19 protein-coding genes and 1 pseudogene are annotated in these 26229 nt (G+C 35.8%); 6 read left to right on the top strand and 14 right to left on the bottom strand.

Features of this window, described 5'->3' with window-relative positions; translation table 11 throughout:
* Window position 1: 1 nt before the first annotated feature.
* From ACZ2G0_RS04330 to serS, 8 genes and pseudogenes are all read right to left on the bottom strand, one after another.
* Window positions 2-325: a VOC family protein gene (locus ACZ2G0_RS04330; RefSeq protein WP_470309817.1), complete on the bottom strand. Its 324-nt coding sequence runs from the start codon at window positions 323-325 to the stop codon at window positions 2-4.
* An 87-nt stretch (window positions 326-412) separates the two neighbouring features.
* Window positions 413-1306, bottom strand: a pseudogene (locus ACZ2G0_RS04325) (2-hydroxyacid dehydrogenase); the annotation flags it as partial.
* Window positions 1307-1965: 659 nt separating this feature from the next.
* Complete coding sequence (gene proC / locus ACZ2G0_RS04320; protein WP_470309161.1) at window positions 1966-2742, bottom strand: pyrroline-5-carboxylate reductase; 777 nt, start codon at window positions 2740-2742, stop codon at window positions 1966-1968.
* Window positions 2743-2792: 50 nt separating this feature from the next.
* Window positions 2793-4145: a magnesium transporter gene (gene mgtE, locus ACZ2G0_RS04315; RefSeq protein WP_300283727.1), complete on the bottom strand. Its 1353-nt coding sequence runs from the start codon at window positions 4143-4145 to the stop codon at window positions 2793-2795.
* Window positions 4135-4914 (bottom strand): 16S rRNA (adenine(1518)-N(6)/adenine(1519)-N(6))-dimethyltransferase RsmA, encoded by a 780-nt coding sequence (gene rsmA / locus ACZ2G0_RS04310; RefSeq protein WP_470309160.1) that lies wholly within the window; start codon window positions 4912-4914, stop codon window positions 4135-4137. Before rsmA ends, mgtE begins: the two co-directional genes overlap by 11 nt.
* 106 nt (window positions 4915-5020) lie before the next feature.
* Window positions 5021-5332, bottom strand: a complete 312-nt coding sequence (locus ACZ2G0_RS04305; protein WP_470309159.1) for a DUF4286 family protein — start codon at window positions 5330-5332, stop codon at window positions 5021-5023.
* Window positions 5333-5403: 71 nt separating this feature from the next.
* Complete coding sequence (locus ACZ2G0_RS04300) at window positions 5404-7182, bottom strand: tetratricopeptide repeat protein (RefSeq protein ID WP_470309158.1); 1779 nt, start codon at window positions 7180-7182, stop codon at window positions 5404-5406.
* A 125-nt stretch (window positions 7183-7307) separates the two neighbouring features.
* Entirely contained in the window at window positions 7308-8579 is a 1272-nt protein-coding gene (gene serS / locus ACZ2G0_RS04295; protein ID WP_470309157.1) for a serine--tRNA ligase, read from the bottom strand.
* Between the two features lie 211 nt (window positions 8580-8790).
* On the opposite strand from serS, the gene ACZ2G0_RS04290 reads away from it, so the two are divergent.
* The 6 genes from ACZ2G0_RS04290 (at window position 8791) to ACZ2G0_RS04265 (ending at window position 19941) form a co-directional block, all read left to right on the top strand.
* A complete protein-coding gene (locus ACZ2G0_RS04290) occupies window positions 8791-9408 on the top strand; it encodes an outer membrane beta-barrel protein (protein WP_470309156.1) in 618 nt (205 codons plus the stop codon).
* 579 nt (window positions 9409-9987) lie between these two features.
* Window positions 9988-12312, top strand: a complete 2325-nt coding sequence (locus ACZ2G0_RS04285) for a chondroitinase-B domain-containing protein (protein WP_470309155.1) — start codon at window positions 9988-9990, stop codon at window positions 12310-12312.
* A gap of 12 nt (window positions 12313-12324) precedes the next feature.
* Window positions 12325-14577, top strand: a complete 2253-nt coding sequence (locus ACZ2G0_RS04280) for a heparinase II/III family protein (RefSeq protein WP_470309154.1) — start codon at window positions 12325-12327, stop codon at window positions 14575-14577.
* 531 nt (window positions 14578-15108) lie between these two features.
* Entirely contained in the window at window positions 15109-17925 is a 2817-nt protein-coding gene (locus ACZ2G0_RS04275) for a SusC/RagA family TonB-linked outer membrane protein (protein WP_470309153.1), read from the top strand.
* Window positions 17926-18279 carry a hypothetical protein gene (locus ACZ2G0_RS04270; protein ID WP_470309152.1) on the top strand — a complete coding sequence of 118 codons (354 nt, stop codon included), beginning with the start codon at window positions 17926-17928 and terminating at the stop codon, window positions 18277-18279.
* A 57-nt stretch (window positions 18280-18336) separates the two neighbouring features.
* Window positions 18337-19941 carry a RagB/SusD family nutrient uptake outer membrane protein gene (locus tag ACZ2G0_RS04265; RefSeq protein WP_470309151.1) on the top strand — a complete coding sequence of 535 codons (1605 nt, stop codon included), beginning with the start codon at window positions 18337-18339 and terminating at the stop codon, window positions 19939-19941.
* 302 nt (window positions 19942-20243) lie between these two features.
* Here the strand turns inward: ACZ2G0_RS04265 and ACZ2G0_RS04260 are convergent, their stop codons facing one another.
* The 6 genes from ACZ2G0_RS04260 to ACZ2G0_RS04235 all read right to left on the bottom strand — a co-directional run bounded on the left by ACZ2G0_RS04260 (window position 20244) and on the right by ACZ2G0_RS04235 (window position 26125).
* A complete protein-coding gene (locus ACZ2G0_RS04260; protein WP_470309150.1) occupies window positions 20244-20915 on the bottom strand; it encodes a bifunctional 4-hydroxy-2-oxoglutarate aldolase/2-dehydro-3-deoxy-phosphogluconate aldolase in 672 nt (223 codons plus the stop codon).
* Window positions 20916-20927: 12 nt separating this feature from the next.
* Window positions 20928-21950, bottom strand: a complete 1023-nt coding sequence (locus ACZ2G0_RS04255) for a PfkB family carbohydrate kinase (RefSeq protein ID WP_470309149.1) — start codon at window positions 21948-21950, stop codon at window positions 20928-20930.
* A gap of 237 nt (window positions 21951-22187) precedes the next feature.
* Entirely contained in the window at window positions 22188-22952 is a 765-nt protein-coding gene (locus tag ACZ2G0_RS04250; RefSeq protein ID WP_470309148.1) for an SDR family NAD(P)-dependent oxidoreductase, read from the bottom strand.
* A gap of 12 nt (window positions 22953-22964) precedes the next feature.
* Window positions 22965-24263: an MFS transporter gene (locus tag ACZ2G0_RS04245; RefSeq protein ID WP_470309147.1), complete on the bottom strand. Its 1299-nt coding sequence runs from the start codon at window positions 24261-24263 to the stop codon at window positions 22965-22967.
* A gap of 177 nt (window positions 24264-24440) precedes the next feature.
* A complete protein-coding gene (locus tag ACZ2G0_RS04240; protein WP_470309146.1) occupies window positions 24441-25148 on the bottom strand; it encodes a FadR/GntR family transcriptional regulator in 708 nt (235 codons plus the stop codon).
* Window positions 25149-25261: 113 nt separating this feature from the next.
* Complete coding sequence (locus ACZ2G0_RS04235) at window positions 25262-26125, bottom strand: polysaccharide lyase family 7 protein (protein WP_470309145.1); 864 nt, start codon at window positions 26123-26125, stop codon at window positions 25262-25264.
* Window positions 26126-26229 lie beyond the last annotated feature (104 nt).

Genomic DNA, 26229 nt, shown 5'->3' with positions numbered 1-26229 from the left:
TTTATAGAAAAACTTTGTCGATTGGTTCCCAGAGTTCAATTTTATTTCCTTCAGGGTCTACAATCCAACCAAATTTTCCATATTCATAAGTCTCCATCTCACCTATTATTGTTACACCTTCATCAGCTAATTTTTTTAACAAATTCTCAAGGTCCTCTACGCGGAAGTTTTGCATGAATTGTTTTTCGCTTGGCGCAAAATAAGTTGTATCATTCGCAAAGGGAGACCATTGCGTAGAACAATCGTTCCCGCTTTTATCTTTCCACCAAAAAGTAGAACCGTATTCATCGGTTTTTAAACCTAAATGTTTGCCGTACCAAGCCACTAGCGCTTTTGAATTTGTAGATTTAAAGAAAAAACCACCAATTCCTGTTACTCGCTTATCCACTTTATCAACCTCGGGCTCACCGAAATACTTGCATTTAACTTTGTCGACAATCACTTGTGCAAGCCGCTCATGACTCTCAAAGGTCCAACCCGCAACATGCGGAGTTAAGATTACATTGGGTGCCTCAAGCAAATATTGAAATGCCTCAGGTGTGCTATCCTCTTGAAACAACGTTTCAAACGAAAGTTTTTCATATTCTAAAACATCAAGTCCAGCACCAGCTATTTTTCCGGTCTTCATCGCGGCCACGAGATCTTCGGTTACTATATTTTTACCTCTTGACGTATTGATAATCCATATTGGCTTGGCAAATCCAGCTATGAATTTTGCATCGACCATACGGTCCGTCTCAGGAGTCCACGGCAGGTGTAAGCTTAAAACTTCTACTTTTTGCTGGAATTCATGAAAAGCGACTTGCTTTGCATTAGCATCACCCACATTATCAAGAATATCGTAGCACAAAACTTCGACGTCAAAACCACGTAGTTTTTTTGCAAAAGCTTTACCCATGTTTCCATATCCGATGATACCAACCGTTTTACCATCAAGTTCATGACCCCGATTACTTTCGCGGTTCCACTGTCCGGAACGAATTTCTTTATCGGCTGTATTTAGCTTGTTAAAAAGGGAAAGAATCATTCCCAAAGTATGCTCAGCGACTGCATTCCTGTTGCCTTCCGGAGCAGCGATTAAGGTTATGTTTTTACTTGTAGCATAATCACAATCGATACTTTCGAGGCCAGCACCTACTCGTGCAATAAACTGTAAGTTTGTTGCTTTATCAAGAAAGTGCTTATCGATCTTAAAGCGACTACGAATAACGATTCCGTGATACTCGTGTATTCTGGACTCTATTTCTTCCTTAGACGAGCTAAAATCAGTTTCGTTTATACAACCTAAATCCTGTAGTCCTTGCATTAAAACGGGATGGTTACTGTCGATATGCAGCACTCTAATTTCTTGTTTCAAAATAGTTGTGTTTGATTAGATAATGGATCAAAGTTACAAATCTTAAGACTACCCAACAGTTGTTTGGCAAGTTTGATACTAAAATTTAGAAAAAAAGTCTTGTTTTGGGAAAACCAAGAAACCTTATTGCAGCAGTGAATTCTAAAAAATGGAAAATAGCACCATAAAAAAACCCATTTTTAAAACGAAGTTGTTTAAAAATGGGTTTGTCTTCAAATTAATACAAGGAGTACTTTTGCGTCATACTATTTACTTTATTGAGCAATTACTTGCTGATTAATAATTATAGTCGTGAAACGCTTTGACCACCGAATAAAAAATTTGAAATTGCGTCGTAAAAACTGTCAAATAACTTTTTCATGATAAGAGGTTTTAAATGTTAAGTTTAAAACATTAGGCAGTAAGGTAAAAGATAGGTTTGAGTGCTTAGCTAAGTTACAAAAAAAGAACCAAAATAAAAACACTTTAACGTTTTCTATGATCGCCCTGTTTTTTCGATAAACGACAACTTTCTCAAAATTTAATACGACTTAACTTATTGTTATGATGGGTCTTACAACTTATTCAACAAACTTAGAGCATTTACAATCCTGTAGAACAGTTCAACATTATCCTTTTATTTGATTCAAAGATGTTTTGATCCCTCTAATCAATGATGAGCTAAATCCATGCATCTCCATTTCGTTTAAGCCTGCGATTGTGCAGCCTTTTGGAGTGGTAACACGATCTATCAATTGCTCTGGATGCACCTGCTCTTCCATTATCATCGCAGCAGCACCTTTTACCGTTTGAGCCGAGATGGCTAAAGCAGTTTGCCAATCAAATCCAATTTCGATTCCCGCTTGCATGGAGGCACGAATATAGCGCAAAGCAAACGCGGTTCCACTAGCAGCAAGTACAGTAGCGGCGTCCATTAATTTTTCATCAATAACTGGCGCTGTCCCTAAATCCTTAAACAAGGCAACTAATTGCTGCCCTTGAACTGCATGCTGCTCTTGAAAAGAAATACAAGTAGCTGACTCTCCAAATTGCGCGGCGATGTTTGGCATAATTCGAATGGCTTGATTCTCCAAACCAATCTTATTTTGCAGTGATTCTATAGACAAACCACTAACTGCTGAGGCGATAATTTTATTTTTGATGAACGGCAAAATTTCGGCTAAGACCAAATCTACTTGATATGGTTTTATGGTTAAGATAATGATATCTGCCTTTTCAATTCCTGCCGTATTATCTGCGGAAAGCATCACGCCAACCGCTTCTAAATGCTGAATCTTACTAATCGTTCGTCTAGTTACTGTTATTTGATGACCGTGGGAGAACTTAGCAAAACCTAATGCTACTGAAGCACCTAAATTTCCGCCTCCTATAATGTGAATGTTCATAATCTTGGTTGTTAGTTGGTTGTAGTTGTTCAGTAGTAGTTGTGGATAAATTAAAATCCTAATATCATTCTTGCAATAGAGAAATAAATTAAGATTCCACAAATATCATTGCTTGTCGTTATAAAAGGTCCCGTAGCCAATGCGGGGTCGATCCCAAATTTATCTAGTAACAAGGGAACAAATGTTCCTATTAAGGATGCTATGATAATCACAGATATCAAAGCACAGCAAATCACGAACCCAATTATAGGCGGCTCACCCAATAAAAAATAGCTGCCCGTAAATAAAATAGCCGATAAAATCGCACCATTTAATAAACTCAAAGCAATTTCCTTGATTAGACGATTAAATAAAGAACCACTCAAAGTATTGTTTGCTAAACCTTGCACAATAATCGCTGAAGACTGTACCCCAACATTCCCTGCCATAGCCGCAATTAGTGGCGTGAAAAAGAATAAATTACCGTGTTCGAGCATCGCTCCTTCAAACAAACCTAAAACTCTAACCGTAATAAAACCTCCTAATAAGGCTAAAACCAGCCATGGCAATCGCGCCTTAGTTAATTCTAAAATACTATCATCGGCTTCAACGTCTTGAGAGATACCCGCTGCTAATTGGTAATCCTTATCGGCTTCATCTCTAATTACATCAATAATATCATCAATAGTAATACGCCCTACTAACCTGCCCATCGCATCGACAACAGGAATAGCTTCAAGATCGTATTTTTGCATGATACGAGCCACCTCAACATCTTCGGCATCCACATTAACGAAAGTTACTTTTTTAATGTAAATATCTGCTATTTGTGTTTTAGTAGAGGTAGTCAATAAGTCCTTTAAAGATAAGCGTCCTTTTAACCTGTTTTCATCATCAACTACATAGATCGAATGCACTCGTGAAACGTTTTCGGCCTGTGCACGCATTTCCTTTACACAAGTGAGTACGCTCCAGTTTTCGTTTACTTTTACTAGCTCTTTCCCCATTAAACCACCCGCCGAATCCTCGTCGTAGCGCAATAAGTCAATAATGTCCTTGGCGTGCTCTAAATCATCCAACTCTGAGATTACTTCCTCCTTTTTGGATTGCGAAAGCTCAGCGATGATATCCGCAGCATCATCGGTATTTAGCTCATCTAGCTCCTCGGCGATTTCTTTGGCAGATAAGCGTTTAAGGATATTCTCTCTTAAATCATCCTCTAATTCTAGTAATATCTCGGAGGTTTTCTCTGAATCTAATACCTTGAAAATATAAGTAGCCTCATCAAAATCAAGTTCATCCAGAATCTCTGCTATATCAGCATGGTGCATGTCATGAAGCAGGCGTTCTAACTCCCGATCATTTTTATTGACAATGTGCTGTTCTAATTCGAGTATTAAGTCTTTACTGATTTTAAATTCCATCGGCTTCTATTTTTTGGGTCAGTGCTATAAATTCGGCTACATCTAGCTGCTCTGGTCGCAAGTTAAAAACAAGGTCTTCTCGCAAAGCATCTGAAAGGTTCAATGTTTTCAAGCTATTGCGCAATGTTTTTCGGCGTTGCTGAAAAGCGGTTTTAACAACCGTATAGAATAACTTTTCGCCGCAAGGCAAACTAAAATCTTCTTTTCGACGCATGCGCATCACGCCAGATTTTACTTTCGGAGGCGGAATAAATACATTTTCATCTACAGTAAATAAATACTCTACGTCATAAAAGGCTTGCGCCAAAACAGAGAGAATCCCGTAAGCCTTACTACCTTTCTTCTCACAAATACGTTCAGCCACTTCTTTTTGAAACATTCCTGCAAACTCGGGAATTTGATGTTTCAACTCCAAAGTTTTAAACACAATTTGAGTCGATATGTTGTACGGGAAATTCCCAATAATAGCGAACTGTTTCCCTTGAAAGACTTCATTGATATCATAGCGAAGGAAATCCTTCGAAATGATTTTGTCTTTTAATTTTGGATAATTAGCATCTAAATAATCTACTGATTCTGTATCGATTTCAATTACATAGGTGTTTATAGGTTTGTCTAACAAATACTTCGTTAAAACACCCATTCCTGGGCCTATCTCTAAAACATCTTCGTACCCTTCAAGATTGATGGTGTCAGCAATTGCTTTTGCAATGCTTTCATCCTTTAAAAAGTGTTGTCCGAGGTGTTTTTTAGCTTTTACTTTTTCCATTTTCTTGTATTAAACACATCGGCTGTTAGGCACAATGTGTAATTATGATTCGAGCCCCAACCTAGTTTTGTCTCTAAAGCTAGCTTCGAACCGTTTGTAACAAATCTTAATGATCTGAAATCACTTGCAGCTCCGTTCTAAAAGCCAATACTTTTTCGCCAAATAATTTTTCAATCTCTGCTCTAAATCGAGGTGCATCTTCTTGATAATACCTTTCCAAAGTATCCTTACTGTCAGTTGTGTACTGTGCTGAGTAGGTTACACCGCCCATTTCTTCTTCGATTAAAACACGAACCAATCGCGCTGAAACAAACTTACCGGTTGCTAAAATTTCTGGAATATGCTTGTGCTGCATCCAAATCATCCATTGATCGTGAATACTTTCGTGCACATTACTGGTAACATTATATATGATCATTGTATTTTATTTATTGATTGTTATTCGTTTATTGACAGTAGTACTTTTAAAATACCTACCGTTCTACTCATTTATAAGTTTAGATCGCCGCGTAACTGCCTGAATTTCTTTCTAGCCTCGACAAAGTAAATACTATCTTCATGGTTAAAAATAATTTTCTCGTACAGTGGTTTGGCTTTTTCGGGTTCTTGCAGTTTGTTATTGTATATTTCTGCCGAAAAAAACAGCGCTTCATCAGTATAGATGCCATCATTATGATGGTCTATAATATTTTGATATTGGCTCAAGGCCAAATTGTATTCGCCCATTTTTTCGTAAACAGTTCCAAGTCGTAATAAAGTAACGCTTTCGATTTCTTGTCCTTTAAATTTTTGTAATATCGACTGGAAAAGTGCAATTGCCTCCGTGTTTCTATTTTGATATAATAAATAATCACCTTTTGCAAAAACACCTAAGGCGGTTTGCGTCGAATCCGCTACCGTATTATCATTAATGAGTAAAAAATACTCCAAGGCATCATTAGCGATAAGCTGCGTACTAGCTGACTTAAGTTCTTTAAACTGCTTTAAAGCCCAATCAAAATCAGTTTTAAAATAACTTGTTTTTGCTGCTTTCAATGTTGCTTCATGAGCCATAGCGTCATTTTTAAGATCCATTTCAATTTGAGAATAATAAATCAAAGCTTGATTGAATTTTTCTTCGAATAATAAAACATCCGCTAGTTCCATTTTTACCTGAGCCTGCTCATAATTACTTAAATTAAGGTCTAGTGCTCGCTTTAAAATTGTTCTTGCTTCCTCAGGTTTATTTAAATTGAAAGCAATAAAATGGGCTTGAATTAACTGTAAAGACAAAGTAAATGGACTAAGTTCGAATTCTTTAATCAAACCATCAATAGCTGTTGTAATGGCAGGATAATCCTTTGCTTTAGCATTTTGAATTTTAATTTTTAACAAATAAGAATGGGCTTGAACCAATAACTGCAAATCTTTGGTGTTTTCTAAAACAAATCCCAAAACCTCTGTAGCTGTCTCTTCATCATTTTCTTGAATAGCGAGCTGTGCTAAGTTTATAATATTGGATAGTGATTCAGGCACTCTTTTATAAATCGCCTTTTCTTGAACAAAAGCTTTACCATATTCTTTTCCTTGCACATAAAACCAACTCAAATAATGGTTCCAAAAAAGATCTTGCGATTTTTGGACTCGAACAATCAATGCTTTTCTTAGCGCTTCACTAAAACTAGTATCGCTGGCATCCGCCATAAAGCGCATGAACTGACTTTGAATCACTACTGAATTTTCTGGGTGTGCCTCGGCTTCATCCAAGAACATTTCAATCATTTTATCGGATTGCCCTAATTGTCCGTACAACAGTCCTTTTTGATAATTAAAACTAAAAGTGGGTAACATTTGAGTAGCGATATCATAAGCTTCCAAAGCATATTCTAATAACACTTTTTTTTCAAAAGCGGCAGCAACAGCGAAAACCTCATTTGGATTTTTCCGAATCTTATCTATAGCTTGGTCATAACACTCCTTTGCATTAGTATCTTTCTTTTGTAATTGATAATTATAGCCAAGCTCTACCAAAATATTACCTTGATGGTATTTATCAATTCTGCTTTGCAGGGCTTTGTCCGCAATTTCATATTGTTGTAGTTGCTGGTAACAATCGACAACTCTTAGAAAATATTGAGTGTTTTGCGGTACATTTTCAAGCAATTCCTCATAACTTAATTTTGCTTTTTCAAAATCTCCTTTTTCATAATAATATTGCGCTAATTGTTCGTTTTGAGCTTGAGCAAAAAACGAAAATGACAAAATAATAAGAAGAAAGAGCTTTTTCATAATTAATGCTTTTATTCACAAAAGCTTCGTTAATCGCAACCCAATTTAACCGCAAATTCGCAAATTTCAATTACTTTAAAAAAGAAAAAATTTGCGAATTCTCGGTTACTAAAAAAGGCTAAAATTTAATCAATAATATCAAACCCGCAATACGGTCGCAGTACCTCAGGAATTACAATTCCTTCCGGACTTTGATAATTTTCGAGAATTCCTGCCAGCACTCTTGGTAATGCCAATGAACTTCCGTTAAGGGTATGCGCTAGTTGATTTTTACCATCTTTATCTTTAAAACGTAACTTTAAACGATTTGATTGAAACGTTTCGAAGTTGGATACTGAAGAAATCTCTAACCATCGGTCTTGCGCTGTTGAGAAAACTTCAAAATCGTACGTCAAAGCCGAAGCAAAACCCATATCTCCGCCGCACAAACGCAGGATACGATATGGTAATTTCAACTCGTCTAAGATGTGTTTTACATGCTCCACCATTCCGTCTAGCGCTTCGTACGATTTATCAGGATGCTCTACGCGTACAATTTCGACTTTGTCAAATTGGTGTAAACGATTCAAACCGCGAACATGTGCTCCGTAAGAACCTGCTTCACGACGAAAACACGGTGTGTATGCTGTTGTTAGAACAGGTAATTCATTTTCAGATAAAATAACATCTCTAAATAAATTGGTCACAGGCACCTCAGCTGTTGGAATTAAATACAAATCATCGGTTGCATCATGGTACATTTGACCTTCTTTGTCCGGTAATTGTCCTGTTCCGTAGGCCGAAGCTTCGTTTACAAGATGTGGCACTTGCACTTCGTTGTAACCAGCTTCAGTGTTTTTATCTAAAAAGTAATTGATTAAAGCGCGTTGCAAACGTGCTCCTTTACCTTTATAAACAGGAAAACCAGCACCGGTGATTTTATTTCCTAGTTCAAAATCGATAATATCATATTTTTTCACCAACTCCCAATGTGGTTGTGCTCCTTCATGCAATACAGGAACCGTTCCTGCTTCAAATACATTTAGATTTTCCTCCGGTGTTTTACCCACTGGAACAATGTCGGCAGGAAGATTAGGTAAGGTATAAAGTTTGTCCGTAAGCTCTGCTACATAAGCATCTGCTTGTTCGGCTAATTTTTTACTTTTCTCCTTATTGATTACTGTCTTTTCTTTTAAAATTGCTGCTTTAGCTTTTTCACCCGATTTCATCAATTCACCAATGTCTTTGGCTAATTTATTAGATTCGGCTAGAATATTATCTAATTCAACTTGGGTAGCACGACGTTTTTCGTCTAATTCAACTACGGCTTCTACCACAGTTTTGGCGTCCATATTCTTTTTTGCCAAAGCTTGAATTACCTTCTCTTGATTCTCTCTAATAAATGCAATTTGTAACATAGTGTGATTTTTATAACTAGTATCTTTCTTATTGTGGTAGCAAATTTAAGTAATTGTTTGCTACTTACACGACAAAGTACAAATGAAAAGTGAGATATAAAGCTTCATTAAAGCAAAAAGCAAGCTAGCTTTAGAATTTTACACCTATTCCTGTTTTTTTCGGTTAAAACAGTAAATTTGCCTTTTAACTATTCAAAAACAATCTACCGTCATGAAAAAGCTTTTCCTTTTACTCCTTCTAGTTTTACAATTTAATTTAAGTGCGCAAGAATATAGAGGAGATTATCAGGAATGGTCGTTAGAGTTTAATGTTGGGGTGAATAAGCCCTTTAACACTATGAGTTCGGGCTATTTTACAACTAGTCCTAGTTTTTATCACGTGGATTTAGGAACTCGATATACCTTTACTCCTTACATAGGTATGAAAGCTGATATTGCTATTGACAAGTTCAAGAACAGTAGCGACTCTCAAGAATTTGAAACCAACTATAAAAGAATAAGCATCCAAGCAGTTACTGATGTGGGCTATGCACTTGGCTTGTACAATAGAGCCGAACGAGTTGGTATACTGTTTCATGCTGGAGCTGGAATTTCACAATTTAAAAATGATTCAAACAATAGAAAGGACAAATTGATTAATGTCATATACGGCCTTACTGCAACCTTAAAGATTTCGAACAATGTATCCCTGAGTGGCGATATTTCGAGTTTGATGCATGCGAAACAAATTTTAAATTTTGATGGAACATCTGAAACAGCTTCTCAGTCTGGCTTGAAAAACAATTTGCTTAACTCCTCTGTAGGTCTTATTTACTTTTTTAGAAAATAAGCCTTCCAAAAGAGACTTATCTTTATTCATTCACACTGTAAATTTCGGTTCCTTACAAACTAGTTTCTTCTTACTTAGTTTTATTTCCCTCCTTAATTTGGTTACTTTAACACCAGATAGCGTGCAGTTTGACAGGGGATTCTATAAGGACTACTATACTATTTTAAATTGAAATACCTCCGATTTTCGGTACGGTACAGCTACTAGTTTTTGTAAGCTTGAAGGGTTAGCTGCGAACCATTTCAGTAGTAGTCATCAATTTATAAACACCGTTAGCTATTTATACCGCTGCAATAAAATCAAGCATTTTTAGAACTTACATTTAAAGCTCTTGTTTAATTAAATTATATCCCTATATTTGGAAAACCAATTTGGAAAACCAATTTGGTTTTTGTGCCAAATTTAGTAAAAGCCTACTATAAAACCTCTCACAACTAGATTGAGAAGATTTTATAGGCGTGAATTAGTACGTAAACCGCATTCAACTCCAAATAGCACGGAACCTTTTTATTTGAATAACTTATAAAAATGGTCATCAAGCTTAAAAAAAAGATGAAACAATATTTAAAATACAAGTCCATGAAAAAGATTTTATCTGTCCTTAGTGTACTCCTTATACTATTTTTTAGCAATCACAGTATGCTTGCAAGTAGCAGTACTTCACCTACCAACATAAAGGTCAACAACCTAAACGAATTAAAAATAGCCATTAAAAATAGTGTTGCAGGAGATCAAATTATACTAGCAAATGGTACATGGAAAGATGCGGAAATAAAATTCTTTGGAAAAGGAACAAAAGAGAAACCAATTATTTTACGTGCCGAAACTCCCGGAAAAGTGTTTATCGAAGGCATCTCTAACCTTCAATTAGCTGGTAGCTACCTCGAAGTACGCGATTTGTATTTTAAAAATGGCTACACACCATCAAACAGTCTAATTCAATTTAAAATAAATAATGATTCTATTGCCAATAACTGTAAGGTAACGCAATGCGTTATTGAAGAGTTCACACAACCTGATCGTGATGTAAGTGATCACTGGGTAGAATTTTGGGGTAGAAACAATGAGTTAAGTAATTGCTACATCACGGGTAAATCAAATTTTGGCCCAACAGTACGTGTTTTCTTGGATGGAAACGAACATATTAATAACCACCATCAAATAATAAACAATCATTTTGGACCACGACCAAGAAAAGGTGGACCACATGGAGAAACAATTCAAATTGGGGATAGCGAAACATCGATGACACCCTCTTACACGAATGTTTATCATAATTTATTTGACCGCTGCAATGGCGAAGTTGAGATTATCTCCAGCAAATCGAATTTCAACCAATTCAGAAAAAACATTTTTTTTGAAAGTGAAGGATCTCTAGTCTTACGCCACGGTAACTATGCTATGATTGATAGTAATTTATTTATTGGTACTGACAACTCTAACCAAATGGGCGGAATTAGGGTTATCAATACCGGCCATTGGATCACCAATAATTATTTTTATAAAATCAAAGGAGAATCGTTTAGAAGTGCTATTGCCATCATGAATGGAATTCCGAAATCCTCTCTAAATCGATACAATCAAGTGACGGATGTGGTAGTTGCTTACAATTCATTTATTGATTGTATTTCTCCTTGGCAATTTAGTGTTGGTGCCAATTTAAGTCAAAAAGCGGTTTTACCCGCTTCGGAAATCCGTTCCGCTAGACCTGAAAGAGTATTGCTTGCCAACAACATTATTTACAATCAAGTACCCGACACCAATCCAATCGTGAATTTTGACAAAGTCGATGGTGTCACTTTTAAAAATAACAGTATCAATAGCGAAAATAAAAGTGAAATAAAACCAGCTGGTTTGGTTACAAAAACTATGGAAATGAAGCAATTTGGCAAAGCCTTGTTCGTACCTAAGGAAAATGACACCACGCTTTACAATGGTTTTGATTTTGAAACAATCACTACAGACCTTTTTGGAACTAAAAGAAACAGCAGTAGTAACAGTATTGGAGCGATTGTGAATCCCGTACAAGTAAACGAACCATTGGTTGATAAATCAAAATTTGGAACTAATTGGTTTCAGCCCGAAAAAACAAAAATGGCAGCAGCTTCTGTAACCGTTTCAACTTCAGAAGAGTTAGTCAAACAGCTTTCAATCGTTAGTCCCGGAACAACAATTTTGCTAAGAAAAGGAACTTACAAACTGAACCAAACGCTAGCTATAAATAAAGAAATCACTTTAAGGTCAGTTGATAAAAAAAACAAAGCCAAATTAATTTTCACTGCTGCCAAAACAGCTTTTGAGTTACAACCAAAAGCCAATTTAAGCCTTAAAGATTTGATTGTAAGCGGTGACAACTCTCAAAATGCCTTTACAACTCTCGATAAACTGATGAGTAAAGCGTATGATTTGCGTATTGAAAACACGGATATATCCAACTTCAAAACAGTTTTAGAAGTTTCAAAAGGCTCTTTTGCAGATACCATTTCAGTTATTAATTCAAAAATTAGCAATTGCGCTAATGGCTTTTTATTGAACAAAGAAACGAATGATGGAGGAGACTATAATGCCGAATTTGTGACGTTTACCAATTCTAAATTTGATGCCATACAAGGAAATGTGCTCGATTATTATCGTGGTGGATACGATGAATCAACCATTGGTGGAAACCTAAAAATAGAAGGCAATACTTTTACAAATTGTGGTAAAATGCAGCCGGAAAACCTACTGATCAAAAATAAGGGAATCGTTTACGTAACCATTTCAAAAAACACTTTTGAAAATAACCCTGTTAAACTAATTGCTATTTTGTGGGGAGCAAAAGGCCAAGCACCAGCAAACAATACGATCGTGAACTCGGGCAGGTTTGAAGTGGTTCAAAACTTAGAATTAAAATTAATGTATTAATAAAAAGTAGCAATGAAGCATTTACATATAATTGTCCTAACGTTTTATTGTTTCTTTTCGGTTTCAACATTCTCTCAAAATATACCTGACCAAACTATTCTTGCAAATGAAGCTTTAGTACACTATCTAAAACCAGCTGTAATCCAGGAATTAGGTAGTGGTAAATCGATATCAACTAAGCAACTTGCGCAGTATTTTCGACAAAAATTTTCTGAAAGATATTTTTACGATTATAAAACTAAAGATGCTCGCTTTCAAATCTATAAGCAGCTTTATCCTGATGCAAAACAAGGACATATTGAAGGCGCTAAAGATCATATGTCAAAATTTGCAGCAGCAGCTCCTTGGAAACTTCCGTTTAATTACTTGAACGGTGCGCCGGTAAATGCTTATGCAATGAGGCACCTAGCGCGACAACATAAAATGGTAGATGTTGCTTTCAACTATTACTATGATGGTAAAAAAGACGAATACCTTAACTACTTTAAAGATCAAGTACGCTCTTTAAATTCGGCATTAGTAGCCAACAAATATGAAACCATTGAAGATGGAAATGGCGTTTATGAAGCCTTTAGATCGGGTTATCGGGTTTTGAATTGGTTGCAAATTCACAACCTGTTTTTAGGAGAATCTAATTATACTGATGAAGATCAATTAGTAACGATTGCTACCCTTTTGCAGCATGCTTCTAATTTGTATGAAACCAATGCTGAATTTGTTCCTGGTAATCATCAAACCAGAGGGATGTCTGCTCTTGCCATGCTTTCTATTCTCTTCTCTGACTTTAAAGATGCTGATCAATGGAAAGCGCGTTCCATGTCATTATTAGAGCAACATCTCGCAAAAGAAATCAACAAAGATGGCTTTCAATTTGAGCGTTCGGTTCATTATCATATCAGCGATATAGACAATTATTACTACGTATACCAACTTGCTAAAAATAGTAATATACCGATTCCAGCCTTTTGGGAAAACAAATTAAAAGCTCTTTTTGAAACCCTTACAAAAATTGCGTATCCGGATAAGTCCGCTCCTGTTTTCTCAGATGACACTAATGAGGTTTGGGCTGAGAAAAACGATATTTCAGGCGCCTTGACTTTAGGTTATTTACTATTTGACGATTCACAAATGGGTTATTTTGCCAATAATACAGTAGCAGCCGATATGTTTTGGTATCTAAACGGTGATCAGTTGAAGATGCTCGATCTAATAAAAACAAATAAACCTGAATTTAAGTCGGTTGCATTTCCAGAAACAGGCTACTATATAATGAGAGAAGGTTGGGAAAAAGATGATGCAGTAATGGCAATATCTAACGGCTTGGATCCTTACAAACCTGATCATCAGCATGGAGATATGTTAGGAATACAAGCGATGGCCAATGGCAATATTATTCTTCCTAATTATCAGGTTCGTTACTCCCTTAAAGACTATGAATTGTTCAAAAATTCCTTAGTTAAAAACGTAGCTTTGGTAGACAATACCCTTCAAGGACAAGAATATGAAGGCAATCAAGGAGGAAGCGGTTTTGGGAAATTTAAAGTTTTACCGCAACCAAAAACAATCATTTGGAAAACAAATGAACAATTGGATTTATTTATTGGCAGTCACAATGGGTTTGAAAAAAACGGTGTTACGTACTCTAGACAAATCATTTACCTAAACCACGATTTTTGGATTGTAAAAGATAATTTTACATCAAATAGCAAGCATACCTACAAACAAGTTTGGCAAGGCCATTACAGTTTTGAAAAAGCTCCCCAACTACTACGCTCTAGTTTTAATTATGGTTCTGGTTTAGATATTTACCAACTCGTTGCAACGGACTCTGTTGCTAGCTCGGGTAAAAATGGAAAACAATGGTCTGTTGTCTCGAAAAAAGCAACTAACAACTACAGTTTTATAACTGCTTTAGTTCCGTTCAAAAAATTTGATGAACGAATAGATGAGGATAAAGCACAACCTGGTTTAAAAGAATGGAGGATAAACAACTCTATTTGGGCTGTTGAAGGCAGTTCGTACACCTCTTTAACCAAAGGAGATAGTACGCTTTTTTTCTCCGTCAAAAACCTAAAATTAAAAGAGCTTGAAATTTATTTTCCAGTTGATGGAGATGTGATGATTCAAAAAAAGGGCGCTAAAGTTGTGATCCAGTCTATAAATGTGAACGCTTTACCGCTAACTATCACCAACAAAAAGCGTAAAAAAATGCTTGTGCTCCAACCAGGTGAGCAATTGGAAGTGGACGTTAATAGTCAATTATGAAATTTCATACTTGTTTTCATTTCGTAAACTTCAATTTGGAAAATTGTTTTCTATAATTTAGTAGAATCTCCTATTGAATGGTTTGGTGCTTACTTCAACTCATTTTCAAATTAGATTTTTACAAACTGGTTAACCAGATGTCTACTTTTAACTTTTTTTTTCGGAAAAACAGGCTATTTTAACGCTATTTTACTACAAAAAACCGTTTAAAAAAAAGATTTTGTTAAAAAAAACGACCACAAATCATGAAAAAACAGTAATGAAAAGTTTAATATGATAAATATAATTTAATAAAAAAGCCGAATAATAACATAATGTGTTTTTTATTGCTGTTATTTTATTTTTTACACGGATAAGCATTTATATTTCATCAAAAAAAATTATGTTTGTTAAGTTGATTGGTTAACCAGTTTGGTTATTTAGTTTTTACCTCTAAATGCCTATACTTTTTCTCAGAAAACGAAATCGTTATCGTGTTACAACTAAATTGACTTTTTAAAACCACAAAATAACTAACAAAAGGACTAAATTATGAAAAAAACGATTTTAATGTTTCTCCTAGTTTTTTCGACTATTATCAATGCACAAACTGATAAAATCAAAATATCAGGAAAGGTAATTGACAATAGCGGTCTAGCTATACCCAACGCAACAGTATCCGTTGATGGTAATAATGCCGTAACTGATATGGACGGAAAGTACACCGTTGTAGCAAATAGCGCTAAATCTATTTTGAAAATATCTTTCATTGGATTTGAATCAAAGTCTGTTACAGTAGGAAAGAACACCACTGTAAATGTTACCTTGATGGAGTCAAACAATCAATTAAATGAGATCATCGTTGTAGGATACGGAACTCAAAAACGTTCTAGCGTAACAGGATCAGTTTCTAAATTAAAAAGTGAAAAAATTGAAAACGCACCTGTTTCACGATTAGACCAAGCCATTCAAGGAAAAATTGCTGGTGTACGTGTACAAAACATTTCATCTGAGGCGGGATCTGATACGCAAGTAAACATTAGAGGTGTAAGCTCTATTGGTTCTGGTACTGGACCTTTAATTGTAGTTGATGGCCAACCAATGCCTGATGGATTCTCGGCATTAAACAATGCTGATGTTGCATCGGTAGAGGTACTTAAAGATGCTGCTTCGGCTGCAATCTATGGATCAAGAGGAGCAAATGGTGTTATTTTAATCACTACTAAAAGTGGTAAAGACGGTAAAACCAAATTTAACTTCAGAAACACAATTGGTGTTAAGAGTGCCTATAAACTTTATGATATTGAATCATCTAAAACCTATGTTGAAAGATTGTATAGAGAGCGCGACTTGCGTTTAGCTGATCCATTATGGACTTCAGCATATGGTAATGCTTTCCCATCAGCTACCAAATGGCAGGCACAATACTTTATTGAAAATGACTTATTAGGTGGACAAGGAACTGATTATCAAAATGAAGCATTACGCTCAGCTGATTATCAAGACGTTCAATTTAATGTGTCAGGTGGAAGCAAAAAAAGTAAATTTTATGTATCTACAGGTTACCAAAATGATCAAGGTTTGATGCTAAAAAGTCAATACAAAAAATTAAACTTCAGAGTTAAATACGATGCCGAACTTTCGGACAAACTATCTTTGAATATAAATTTAAACCCATCTAATACTAAAACTAGTAAACCAGCAACAGGATTTATCGATTTTGCTAGATTTCCAAGTTTTATTCCTGTTTACCATACTGCAGCAACTGCTGCTTTTATCAACGCACAGCAACCAAGCAGAAATATAAAAGTAGGTGACTTTGCAGAGGATGATGATTTCGCTAGTTTGAACTATTCAGGAATTGGACCTGATGGATTACCATATACAGCAAATGGAGCAATCCCATTTACTACTAGTAACACCAACCCAATGCGTGCTTTGTTATTACAAGACGATAACAATAATGAATTCCGTTTTCAAGGAAGTGTGGCTTTAAACTATAAAATAGCAACAGGCTTGGATTTTAAAACAGCACAAAACATTTATTATAGAGATGGTAAAAGATTACAATCAGGAGCATCAAATGCTACACGATTTGGAAATCCTAACTATGCTACTTACACTAACAACAATTATTTTGATTTCTTAACTGAAAACACTTTAAATTACAAGAAGACAGTAGGGAATCATGACTTTACTGGTTTGGCAGGTTTCACGATGCAGTCAACTCGCACTAAATCATTAGTTACTGCGGGAACTACATTTCCGAGTGACTTTACTAAAAACTTAACCTTTGCAACAGTTATATTGCAACCAGTACAATCTGATATTACTGTGGGCTTATTATCCTTTTTAGGAAGAGTTAACTACTCATACAAAGACAAATATTTATTCATGGCAAGTTATAGAACAGATGGTAGTTCTTTATTTGACGAGGGTAAAAAATGGGGAGGATTTCCAGCAGCATCGATAGGATGGGTAGTTTCAAAAGAGGCTTTCTTGGCTGACGTAGAAGCAATTAATAGACTTGCATTTAGAGTTAGTTATGGAGCGACAGGAAACAATAATATTGCACCTTTCCTTTACCAAAATACTTTTGATAGTAACAATTACTTAAGCGGAGCAGGAACTGGAACGGTACAAAGTGGTTTAGCTAATACGAGCTTAATAAACTTTAACAGAGACATTTCATGGGAGAGAACTTTTCAAACGAATATTGGTCTTGATTTAGCGATGCTAAAAAATAGAATCAACTTAAGTGTAGATGTATATAATTCAGACACAGATAAGTTACTTTTAGAAAAAGCTAATTTATTAATTACAGGATCTAATTCCATTATTGTAAATGCTGGAAGTTTAAATAATAAAGGTATCGAGGTAGAATTATCTACAGTAAACATTAAAACTAAAAACTTTACATGGAGAACTGATTTCAATATTTCACATGTTAAAAATAAAATTACTGATTTAGGTGGTTTAGACCAACTAGTTTCTCCAACTATCGATGGAAGAAACGGTTTGAATAATTATGCTATTGTGGGTCAACCTTTAATTAGCTATTTTGGATATAGAACTAATGGTGTTTGGAACAGCATCGCTGATATAGCCGCTTCAGGTTTAACTACTACCCTAACTAATGGACTAAAGGAAGGTGGTTTGAAAATAGTAGATATTAATAACGATACAGTTATCGATACTAAAGACAGAGAAGTACTTGGAAACCCATTTCCTGACTATACATGGGGAATCTCTAACAATTTAACTTATAAAAATGTCGATTTAAGTTTTACGTTCCAAGGATCACAAGGTGGTAAACTAATCAATGGTGATGTAAACTATAATGAAACTAAAGAAAGAGTATTGAACTAAATGGATAACAGATGGGTTAGTCCAAGCAATCCTGGCGACGGGCAAACACCTTACACCACCAATGGATTCAACTGGTTGTTTACTGATAATGCGATTGAAGATGCCTCTTATTTAGCCTTAAGAGAAATTTCGTTAGGCGTTAATCTTAGTAAAGACGTACTAAAAACGATAGGACTATCTAGTTTTAGATTTTCAGTAACTGGACAAAATTTACTGTTCATCAACAACAAAACGTATCGCGGAATCAACATCGAAGCCCGTACTTCTAGAACGAGTCCTTTAATTGATGGGTACCAAAGAGGAGCCTTCCCAATGCAAAGAACCATTCTTGCAGGAATCGAGGTAGGATTATAAAAAACACTAAAATTATACAGGAAGACCTATAAAGCGAATTTCTAAAAAAATGAAAAAATGAAAAATAATAGCAATAAAAAGTACCTACTAATTTTATTTTCGGTCCTATTCCTATCGAGTTGTACCGACTATATCGAAACTGAAAATCAGGATAAAATAAGTGCTGACAACTTTTACAGAGATGAAACTGAAATCAATTTAGCATTAAATGGCTCGTATGCTAGTTTAAGAGCTCCGATTGCATTTGAATGGATGCTATCAGAAATTAGATCCGATAACACCTTCATGAACAATGTAGGAACTACAAATGCTCAAAACCTACAAGTTTACAGCAATGACGTTTTTCAAGCTCCTTCGTTTGATTTATTCATCGAAAGATATTGGGCAACAACCTACCAAAGTGTTCGTAGCATCAACGGATTATTAAATGGACTAAAAACCTCATATGACCCTGCAGCGGGAGTTATTACTTATAATGATGGCTTTACAGCTTCTGTTGACGGTGCTACAAGAAGAAGAATTGCAGGTGAAGCTTCTTTTATGCGTGCGTACCACTACTTTAATTTAGTACGACTTTATGGTGGTGTCTTTTTAATTGACAAACCTATTTTGTCCAGTGAGGCATTAGATATTCCTAGATCAAGCGTTGATGATATTTATAAGTTTATCATTGCTGATTTAAAAAATGCTTCGGCAAATTGTATATCGAGCACTTTCGCAGGTACTGCTGCAGCAGATAAAGGTAAGGCAACCTCATGGGCAGCAAAAGCTTTATTAGCTAAGGTGTATCTAACACTAGGCCAAAAAGCAGATGCATTACCTTTATTAACAGATGTAATCACTAGCAGTGGTCACTCTATTTTAACAGGAACAACAGGATATTCAAATGTATTTAGTGCAGCAAATGAGCTAAATGCTGAGATTTTATTCGCTATTCGATTTAAATCAGGCGGTTTAGGATACGGTTCTTCTTTAGCTAATTTATTTGGACCTATTGCTACCAATGTGTTTTCACCAACAGGATTAATCAATCCTGCAGGAACTGAAGGTGGATATAACAACCCTACTGCCGAATTGTACAATTCATACGGAGCGACTGATATTAGAAGAAATTACAATGTCAAATTATACAAACCAACTACTACAGCAGCTGCAACCTTATGGACGTATTGGTCTGGGAAACACAATGGTACTGCCGCAGTTCAAAATGACTCTGAATTAGATTGGCCGGTATTGCGATTTAGTGATGTATTACTGATGTATTGTGAGGCAGTAGGAAGTGCTAACACGACGACATTAGGCTACTTAAATCAAGTGCATGTAAGAGCAGGTTTAACGGCTTTCACCTTGGCAAACATTAGCACAACTGCTAGTTATGAGTTAGCCGTAGCTAATGAACGCAGATGGGAATTTGCAATGGAAAATCAAAGATGGTTTGACCTATTACGTTTTGACAAAACATTCACCACTATAAGGGCAAAAACCGTTATGGATAATCACTTTAGTGCTATGATTAGTTTTTATTCGCAATATGATAATCCTTTTACACTAGCGCAGTTACAAGCTAATACATCAGACCCAAAATTTTTATTATTGCCAATACCGAATATTGAAATAATTACAAATACAAAAAACAGAATACCACAAAATGCTGGCTATTAAATCGAGCATTTTATAAGTAACAATAATTTTTAGAATTGGTTTTTTTAATCCCTAGTAGTACTTGTTTTCCTCGACAAGTAAAACTAGGGATTTTTGTTTACAGTCAATAATAAAGAATCCATCACCCTTAGTGTACCTAGTAATACGTTATCAGCATCACATATCTCGATATGCATCTAGTTTCTTATCTCTTGCATTACAATTGGCTAAGACGCCGAAATATTATTTCAACAAAAAAAAGCCCCAAACAAACGTTTACCGTTTACTTGAGACTTACTGTTGTTTGAATAAAGAAATACGCTTTAAGACCTTCTAAAACCTTTAATAATGGTTATACATTCTTGCGTTAAAGACTGAATTTTTGAGTAATCAAAATTACCTTCTGCATCAGCACTGATGAGTTTTGACCCTAAACCTACGCAAGTAACTCCAGCATCGAACCATGACTTTAAACTCTCTGCTGTTGGAGACACGCCACCTGTTGGCATAATAGAAGTCCATGGTTGTGGTCCTTTGATACCATTTACAAACTGAGGCCCATAAATATCTCCGGGGAACAGTTTTACAATTTCGCATCCTAATTCTTCCGCTCTTGCAATCTCGGTAAGTGAACCACAGCCCGGAGACCATAACACTTTACGACGATTACAAGCGATTGCAATATCTTCTCTCAAAACGGGTGTTACAATAAAGTTAGCTCCTAATTGCATGTACAAAGAGGCCGCCGCAGCATCAGTAACCGACCCTACTCCTAGAATCATCCCAGGCAATTCTGCAATCGCATACTTGTTCAACGCAGCAAAGATTTCGAAAGCAAAATCTCCCCTACTAGTAAATTCTAACAAACGAGCACCTCCATCGTAGCAGGCTTTCAATACTTTTTTACTTACTTCAATATCTTTATGATAAAACAAAGGAACAATTCCCGTTTCTTTCATTATTTGTGCTACTTGTATTCTTGTATATTGCGCCATAATATTCCTTTTTTATCTTGATACTTTTCCTGAGAAATCTCCTGAAAGTAACTTTTCTATTTCTGGTTTCGTTACTAAATTATAATCCCCTGAAATGGTATGTTTCAGGCAACAAGCTGCTACAGCAAAATTCAATGCTCTTTGCTTATCAAGTGGTTCTTCGTTTAATCCGTAAATTAATCCACCCATAAAGGCGTCACCACTACCTACTCTATCTACAACGGGAGTTACCTCCTGCACTGCTGCATTAAAAATGGTGGTACCATCATACATAACGCCACCTATGCGTTGGTGCGATGCACTAACAGAATATCTTAATGTTGTTGCGGCGAACTTCATATCAGGACATAATTTAAAAATAGTATCATATAACTTAGGCAACGTTTCTCCTTTGGAATAATCTGGATCTACTTTATCTAATCCTAACATAAAATAAGCAGTATCAATATCCCCTAAAATTACGTGGCTGTATTTCAACATTTCGGGCATTACCTCTTTCGGTTCTTTTCCGTAGTTCCAAAGCTTTGCTCGGTAATTTAAATCAGTAGAAATCGTCAATCCCATTTCGTGTGCAACCTTAATAGCTTCTAAACAAGCATCGGCTGCATTTTGCGAAAGCGCTGGTGTGATACCACTCCAGTGAAACCAAGTTGCACCCGCTAGAACTTCATGCCAATTAATCTCTCCTTTTTGTAAAGTTGCCATCGCACTGTTCTCACGATCGTAGATTACATTGCTAGCACGCGTACTAGTTCCTGTTTCTAAAAAATAGATCCCTAAACGATCACCACCAAAAAGTACATGATCACAGCCAACATCTAATTTCCGCATTTCTTTTAAAGCACTAATTCCTAATTCATTATTAGGTATTTTAGTAACATATTCAGCATTCATACCATAATTGACTAAGGATACCGCTACATTGAACTCTCCTCCACCATAAGTAGCTTTAAAGGATTCTGCTTGAGAAAATCGCAAATGTCTTTCTGTTGACAAACGGAGCAAAATTTCACCAAATGTGATTACTTTTTTCATCTTATTAAATTTTCGATGGTAAGCCATCTTACCTAATTATAAAAAAACCTTCTATCCGATTGGATAGAAGGCTCAACTATTGCTTTGTAAAATTAAACATGCAAGAACCTTTTCTTACGCTCATAAAACGACTCCTACTTCTTAGTGTACGAATTGTAAATATACCTGAAAACTAGTAAAAAAAGACAATAGGATTTGATTATCAACAAACAATCAAAACCTAACTTGCAAATGTTTTTATATACCTAATGCTTGTCCTCCTCCAATTTGGATTGTTTCAGCAGTTATAAAAGAGGCATCAGTACTTGCTAAGAAAGCAACCACATTAGCAACTTCTTCTGGCTCTCCCAATCTGCCTAATAAAACGCTACTTTTCCATGAAGCAAAAACTTCCGGCTTAGTTGCTTTAATTTGTGCATGAAACGGTGTATCAATTGTACCAGGTGATACCGCATTAACTCTAATTCCGTACTCAGCTAAATCTTTTGCTAAAGCTCTTGTGATAGACTGAACACCACCTTTAGAAACAGCATAGATTCCTGCACCAGGTCCAGCACCATTCCAAGCGGCATTAGAAGTATAATTAATGATGGATGCATTCTCTCCTTTTTTCAAAAAAGGAATAGCAGCTCTTGAAGCGTAAAAAACAGAATCAAGATTCAATGCCATAACAAACTTATATTCTGCAGTAGTCATTTCCTCAAAACGAGCTCTTACACCAATTCCTCCTGTATTATTAACAAGAACATCAATTTTACCATATTTTTCACCTATTGCAGTGATATTTGCAGTGACCTCTTCATCATTAGTCATGTCAAAACCGTAGTATTCTGCTTTGATACCAGCAGCAGTTAGTTCTGCCACTTTTTCAGCACCAACCGTATCTTCAATACCGTTTAATATAACTGTATATCCATCCTTACCTAGTCGTTTCGCTACTGTAAAACCGATACCTCCGGTAGCTCCAGTTATAATAGCTACTTTCTCATTTGAATTGCCCATATTCTCTAATTTTTAATTATTTTTCTTTTTAATTGCTATTACTTTCGGAATAAAAACCCACACACTTGCTAAGGTTAATATTGCTAATGCTGCACCTATGATAAAAGCAGGTGTATAATTACCGCCACTTGTTAACCACGGTACTAAATAGGTCAGTCCCGCTGCAGTTAGCTTAGCCGCCATTCCTGAAAAACCAGAAAGCGTTCCAATCGTTTTACCTGAAAACAAGTCACTTGGCAGCGTTTGTACATTACCTATAACGGTTTGAAAACCAAATAAGATTACCGCCATTATAATTACCGCTTCTGTTGGTCCTCCTGGATTTAACATGGCCAACAAAGCAGGCAACATGATTAAACATCCTAATGTAATGACCATTTTACGGGTCTTATTGATATCCCATCCTTTTTTAAGACGGTTTTGGGCTAGTAATCCTCCAAACCAGGCTCCAAACATAGCTCCAACATAAGGTACCCAACCATACAAACCGATGGATTTAACATCCATTCCATATACTTCATTTAAGTAAATTGGAATCCAAAAAACGAATAACCACCAAACAGGATCAATAAAAGCCGAAGCTAGTATTACTCCCCAGCTTTCTTTGTGTCTTAATAATTCCTTCGTGCTAGGATTATACTCTTGCTCTTCAAGTCCGTCAACACTTTCACTTTTTTGGCCTGTTAAAATATACTCGCGTTCTTCATCAGTAATCCAAGGGTGATTTTTAGGTGGTGCTTTTACTAATATCCACCAAGGTATTAACCAAAGTAAGCCCGTAATACCAATTATAATAAAAATTGATTTCCAACTAAAATAGACGGTAAGAAAAGCAATTAGCGGAATCGAAATAATTCCACCTATGGCAGCACCTGAATTAAAAATTCCTTGCGCAAGCGCTCTTTCCTTGGTAGGAAACCATTCAGCATTCCCTTTAGTTGCTCCAGGCCAGTTACCTGCTTCAGATACACCTAGTATAGCTCGAAAGATTCCAAAACTTAACACCCCTTGTGCAATGGCATGCAAAGCTGTCGCAATTGACCAAACTCCAATTGAAAGTACAAAACCAAATCGGGTACCCACCCAATCAAATATTTTTCCAAAAATAGCTTGTCCAAAAGCATAGGAAAACACAAAAATGATAGAAATGAAGGCATAAATTTCCTTAGTTTCGTCAGGCGAATGTCCTGGATACAATTCCTTAGCTATATCTGGCCACAACACACTTAGTGATTGGCGGTCTATATAATTTATAATAGTCGCCAGCGCAATCAACGTTACCACCCACCACCTTAATCCATTTATTTTCATGTTTTTAGCTTTTATTTTAGTGATTTAGTGCCGTTATGTTAAGGCAACACCATCCCTAGACCTCTTTTTTTAGAAGAAGTACAAATTATAATTTAACTTAAAAAAGTGTCTGTTATTTTTTAATCCTGCGGCAAATAGATCCTGTTCAATACTACCGAGCTCGAGTAGTAAATCAATTTAAATATTATAACAATACTCGTATAAAGCTTTAAAATGTTCCTTCATTTTCTGTTTTGCTAATTGGGGATTCTGGGCTACAATTGCATCAAAAACCTCGGTATGCTCCTTAATTAATTTCAATCCTTCATTTTCAGATTTATCACAAACATGGTATTTTTCAAAATTGGTCAAAATTTCAGGCGTAATTAGTAGCATTAAGTTGTTAATCGTACTATTTCCGCTGGCTTTGGCTATAGCCAAATGAAATATTAAATCCTCCTGAACAGCGTCTTCACCTTTATGTACCTTTTCAGAATAGGCATCTAAAGCAGCTTTAATTTGTGCAATATCGTCTTCTGTTCTCCTAGTTGCTGCTAAGCGAACCGTTTTTAACTCAATTAAAATTCTGGTTTCCACCAACGATTTAAAATCAGAAGATCCTAATCTAAGGATATCATCTATTATTCCGTTGATAGCAATTTTACCAATATCAGCAACAAAAGTTCCGCTTTGAGGAATCGATTTTAAAATTCCGTAAAATTCTAATTTTTGAATTGCCTCACGTACACTACTCCTACTGGCTTCGAACTTTTCAGATAGCATGCGTTCTGAAGGCAATTTATCTTGTGGTTCTAAATTTTTATAATTGATATAATCCCTAATCTTTGCAATAATTGCATTTAATGAATCCTTATTATCTTTTCTAGCGATTACTTCTAATTTCATACTACTTACATTAAAATTGAAAACTCTGGTTTACCAGATTGGTTGGTAAAATTACGAAAAAAAACAATAACGGAATTTAAAAGAAAATTCGATCTATCATTCCTACAATTCTGCTAGTGAGTCACTTCAAGCGAATAAATCTTTACCGCCCCAAATGATTCAGGATTTTTTGACTGAAAATAATTTCCTGCTTTGAAATAATTTTCAAAAACGCCCCATTTCTTTATATTGATATCATTATAAACAAATGATTCCCCGTCATTTAAGATCACTTCTAAACGACCATCAGAAACTTTAACTTCTAATGTAAAACGGTTAAAATCTACTTTTTCCTTAAAATTTCGACCCTCATCATCAATCCAAGCTTCTGCTGGGAGCAATTCAGCAAGACTCGCTTTTGGGTTTTTCAATACTTTTGTTTTTACTCTAATTTTCCCGTTGTCCCAATATATTTTTAATATTGGAGCAGCATTATTATCTTTTTGACCTATTAAGTCACGTTGTTCATTTGACAACCTACCGTGAATTTGCGCAATTATAATACGGCTGTATTTCCCGTCTGGCTCTTTGGAAACCTTGTCAATAGCATAGGTACCTCTCATGGTTCCGCCTTGAGCGAAAGTCCAATTTGCGTTTTTATCACCTACTACCATAGTCTCTCTTAATTCAGATCGAGAAAAATGACTATTGGCTGTTGAAGTACCAGAAGGAAAGGCGTAAAAAACAATTGATCTGTCTTTAGGATCTTCGTACATGTACTTTTTAACTGCTTCGTTAGAGGCGAAGTCTAAAATTTCAGGATAATCTAAATCCAACGTTTTACCCGCTTTGTCTGGATCAACGGCAGGCGTCGTCACTGTCCAATGTGATAAATCAATTTTCGCTCCCTTTTTCTTGGCCTTAGTATCCTGACCGTAGGTAGTAGCCACCGTTGCGATAGCTGTAAAAAGTAGAATTTTGCAAAAAGTATTAGCCATATAAAATTTTTATTTGAGCACTATTAATAACAAAAACCAAGGTCTTTTTTGAATGAATACCAATTTGGTAAACCAATTTGGAAAACCAAATATAGAAACTAATT

The organism is Flavobacterium sp. KKT103 (assembly GCF_055640565.1).
The sequence above is the reverse complement of the archived record's forward strand: the minus strand, read 5'-3'. Positions and strand labels throughout refer to the sequence as shown.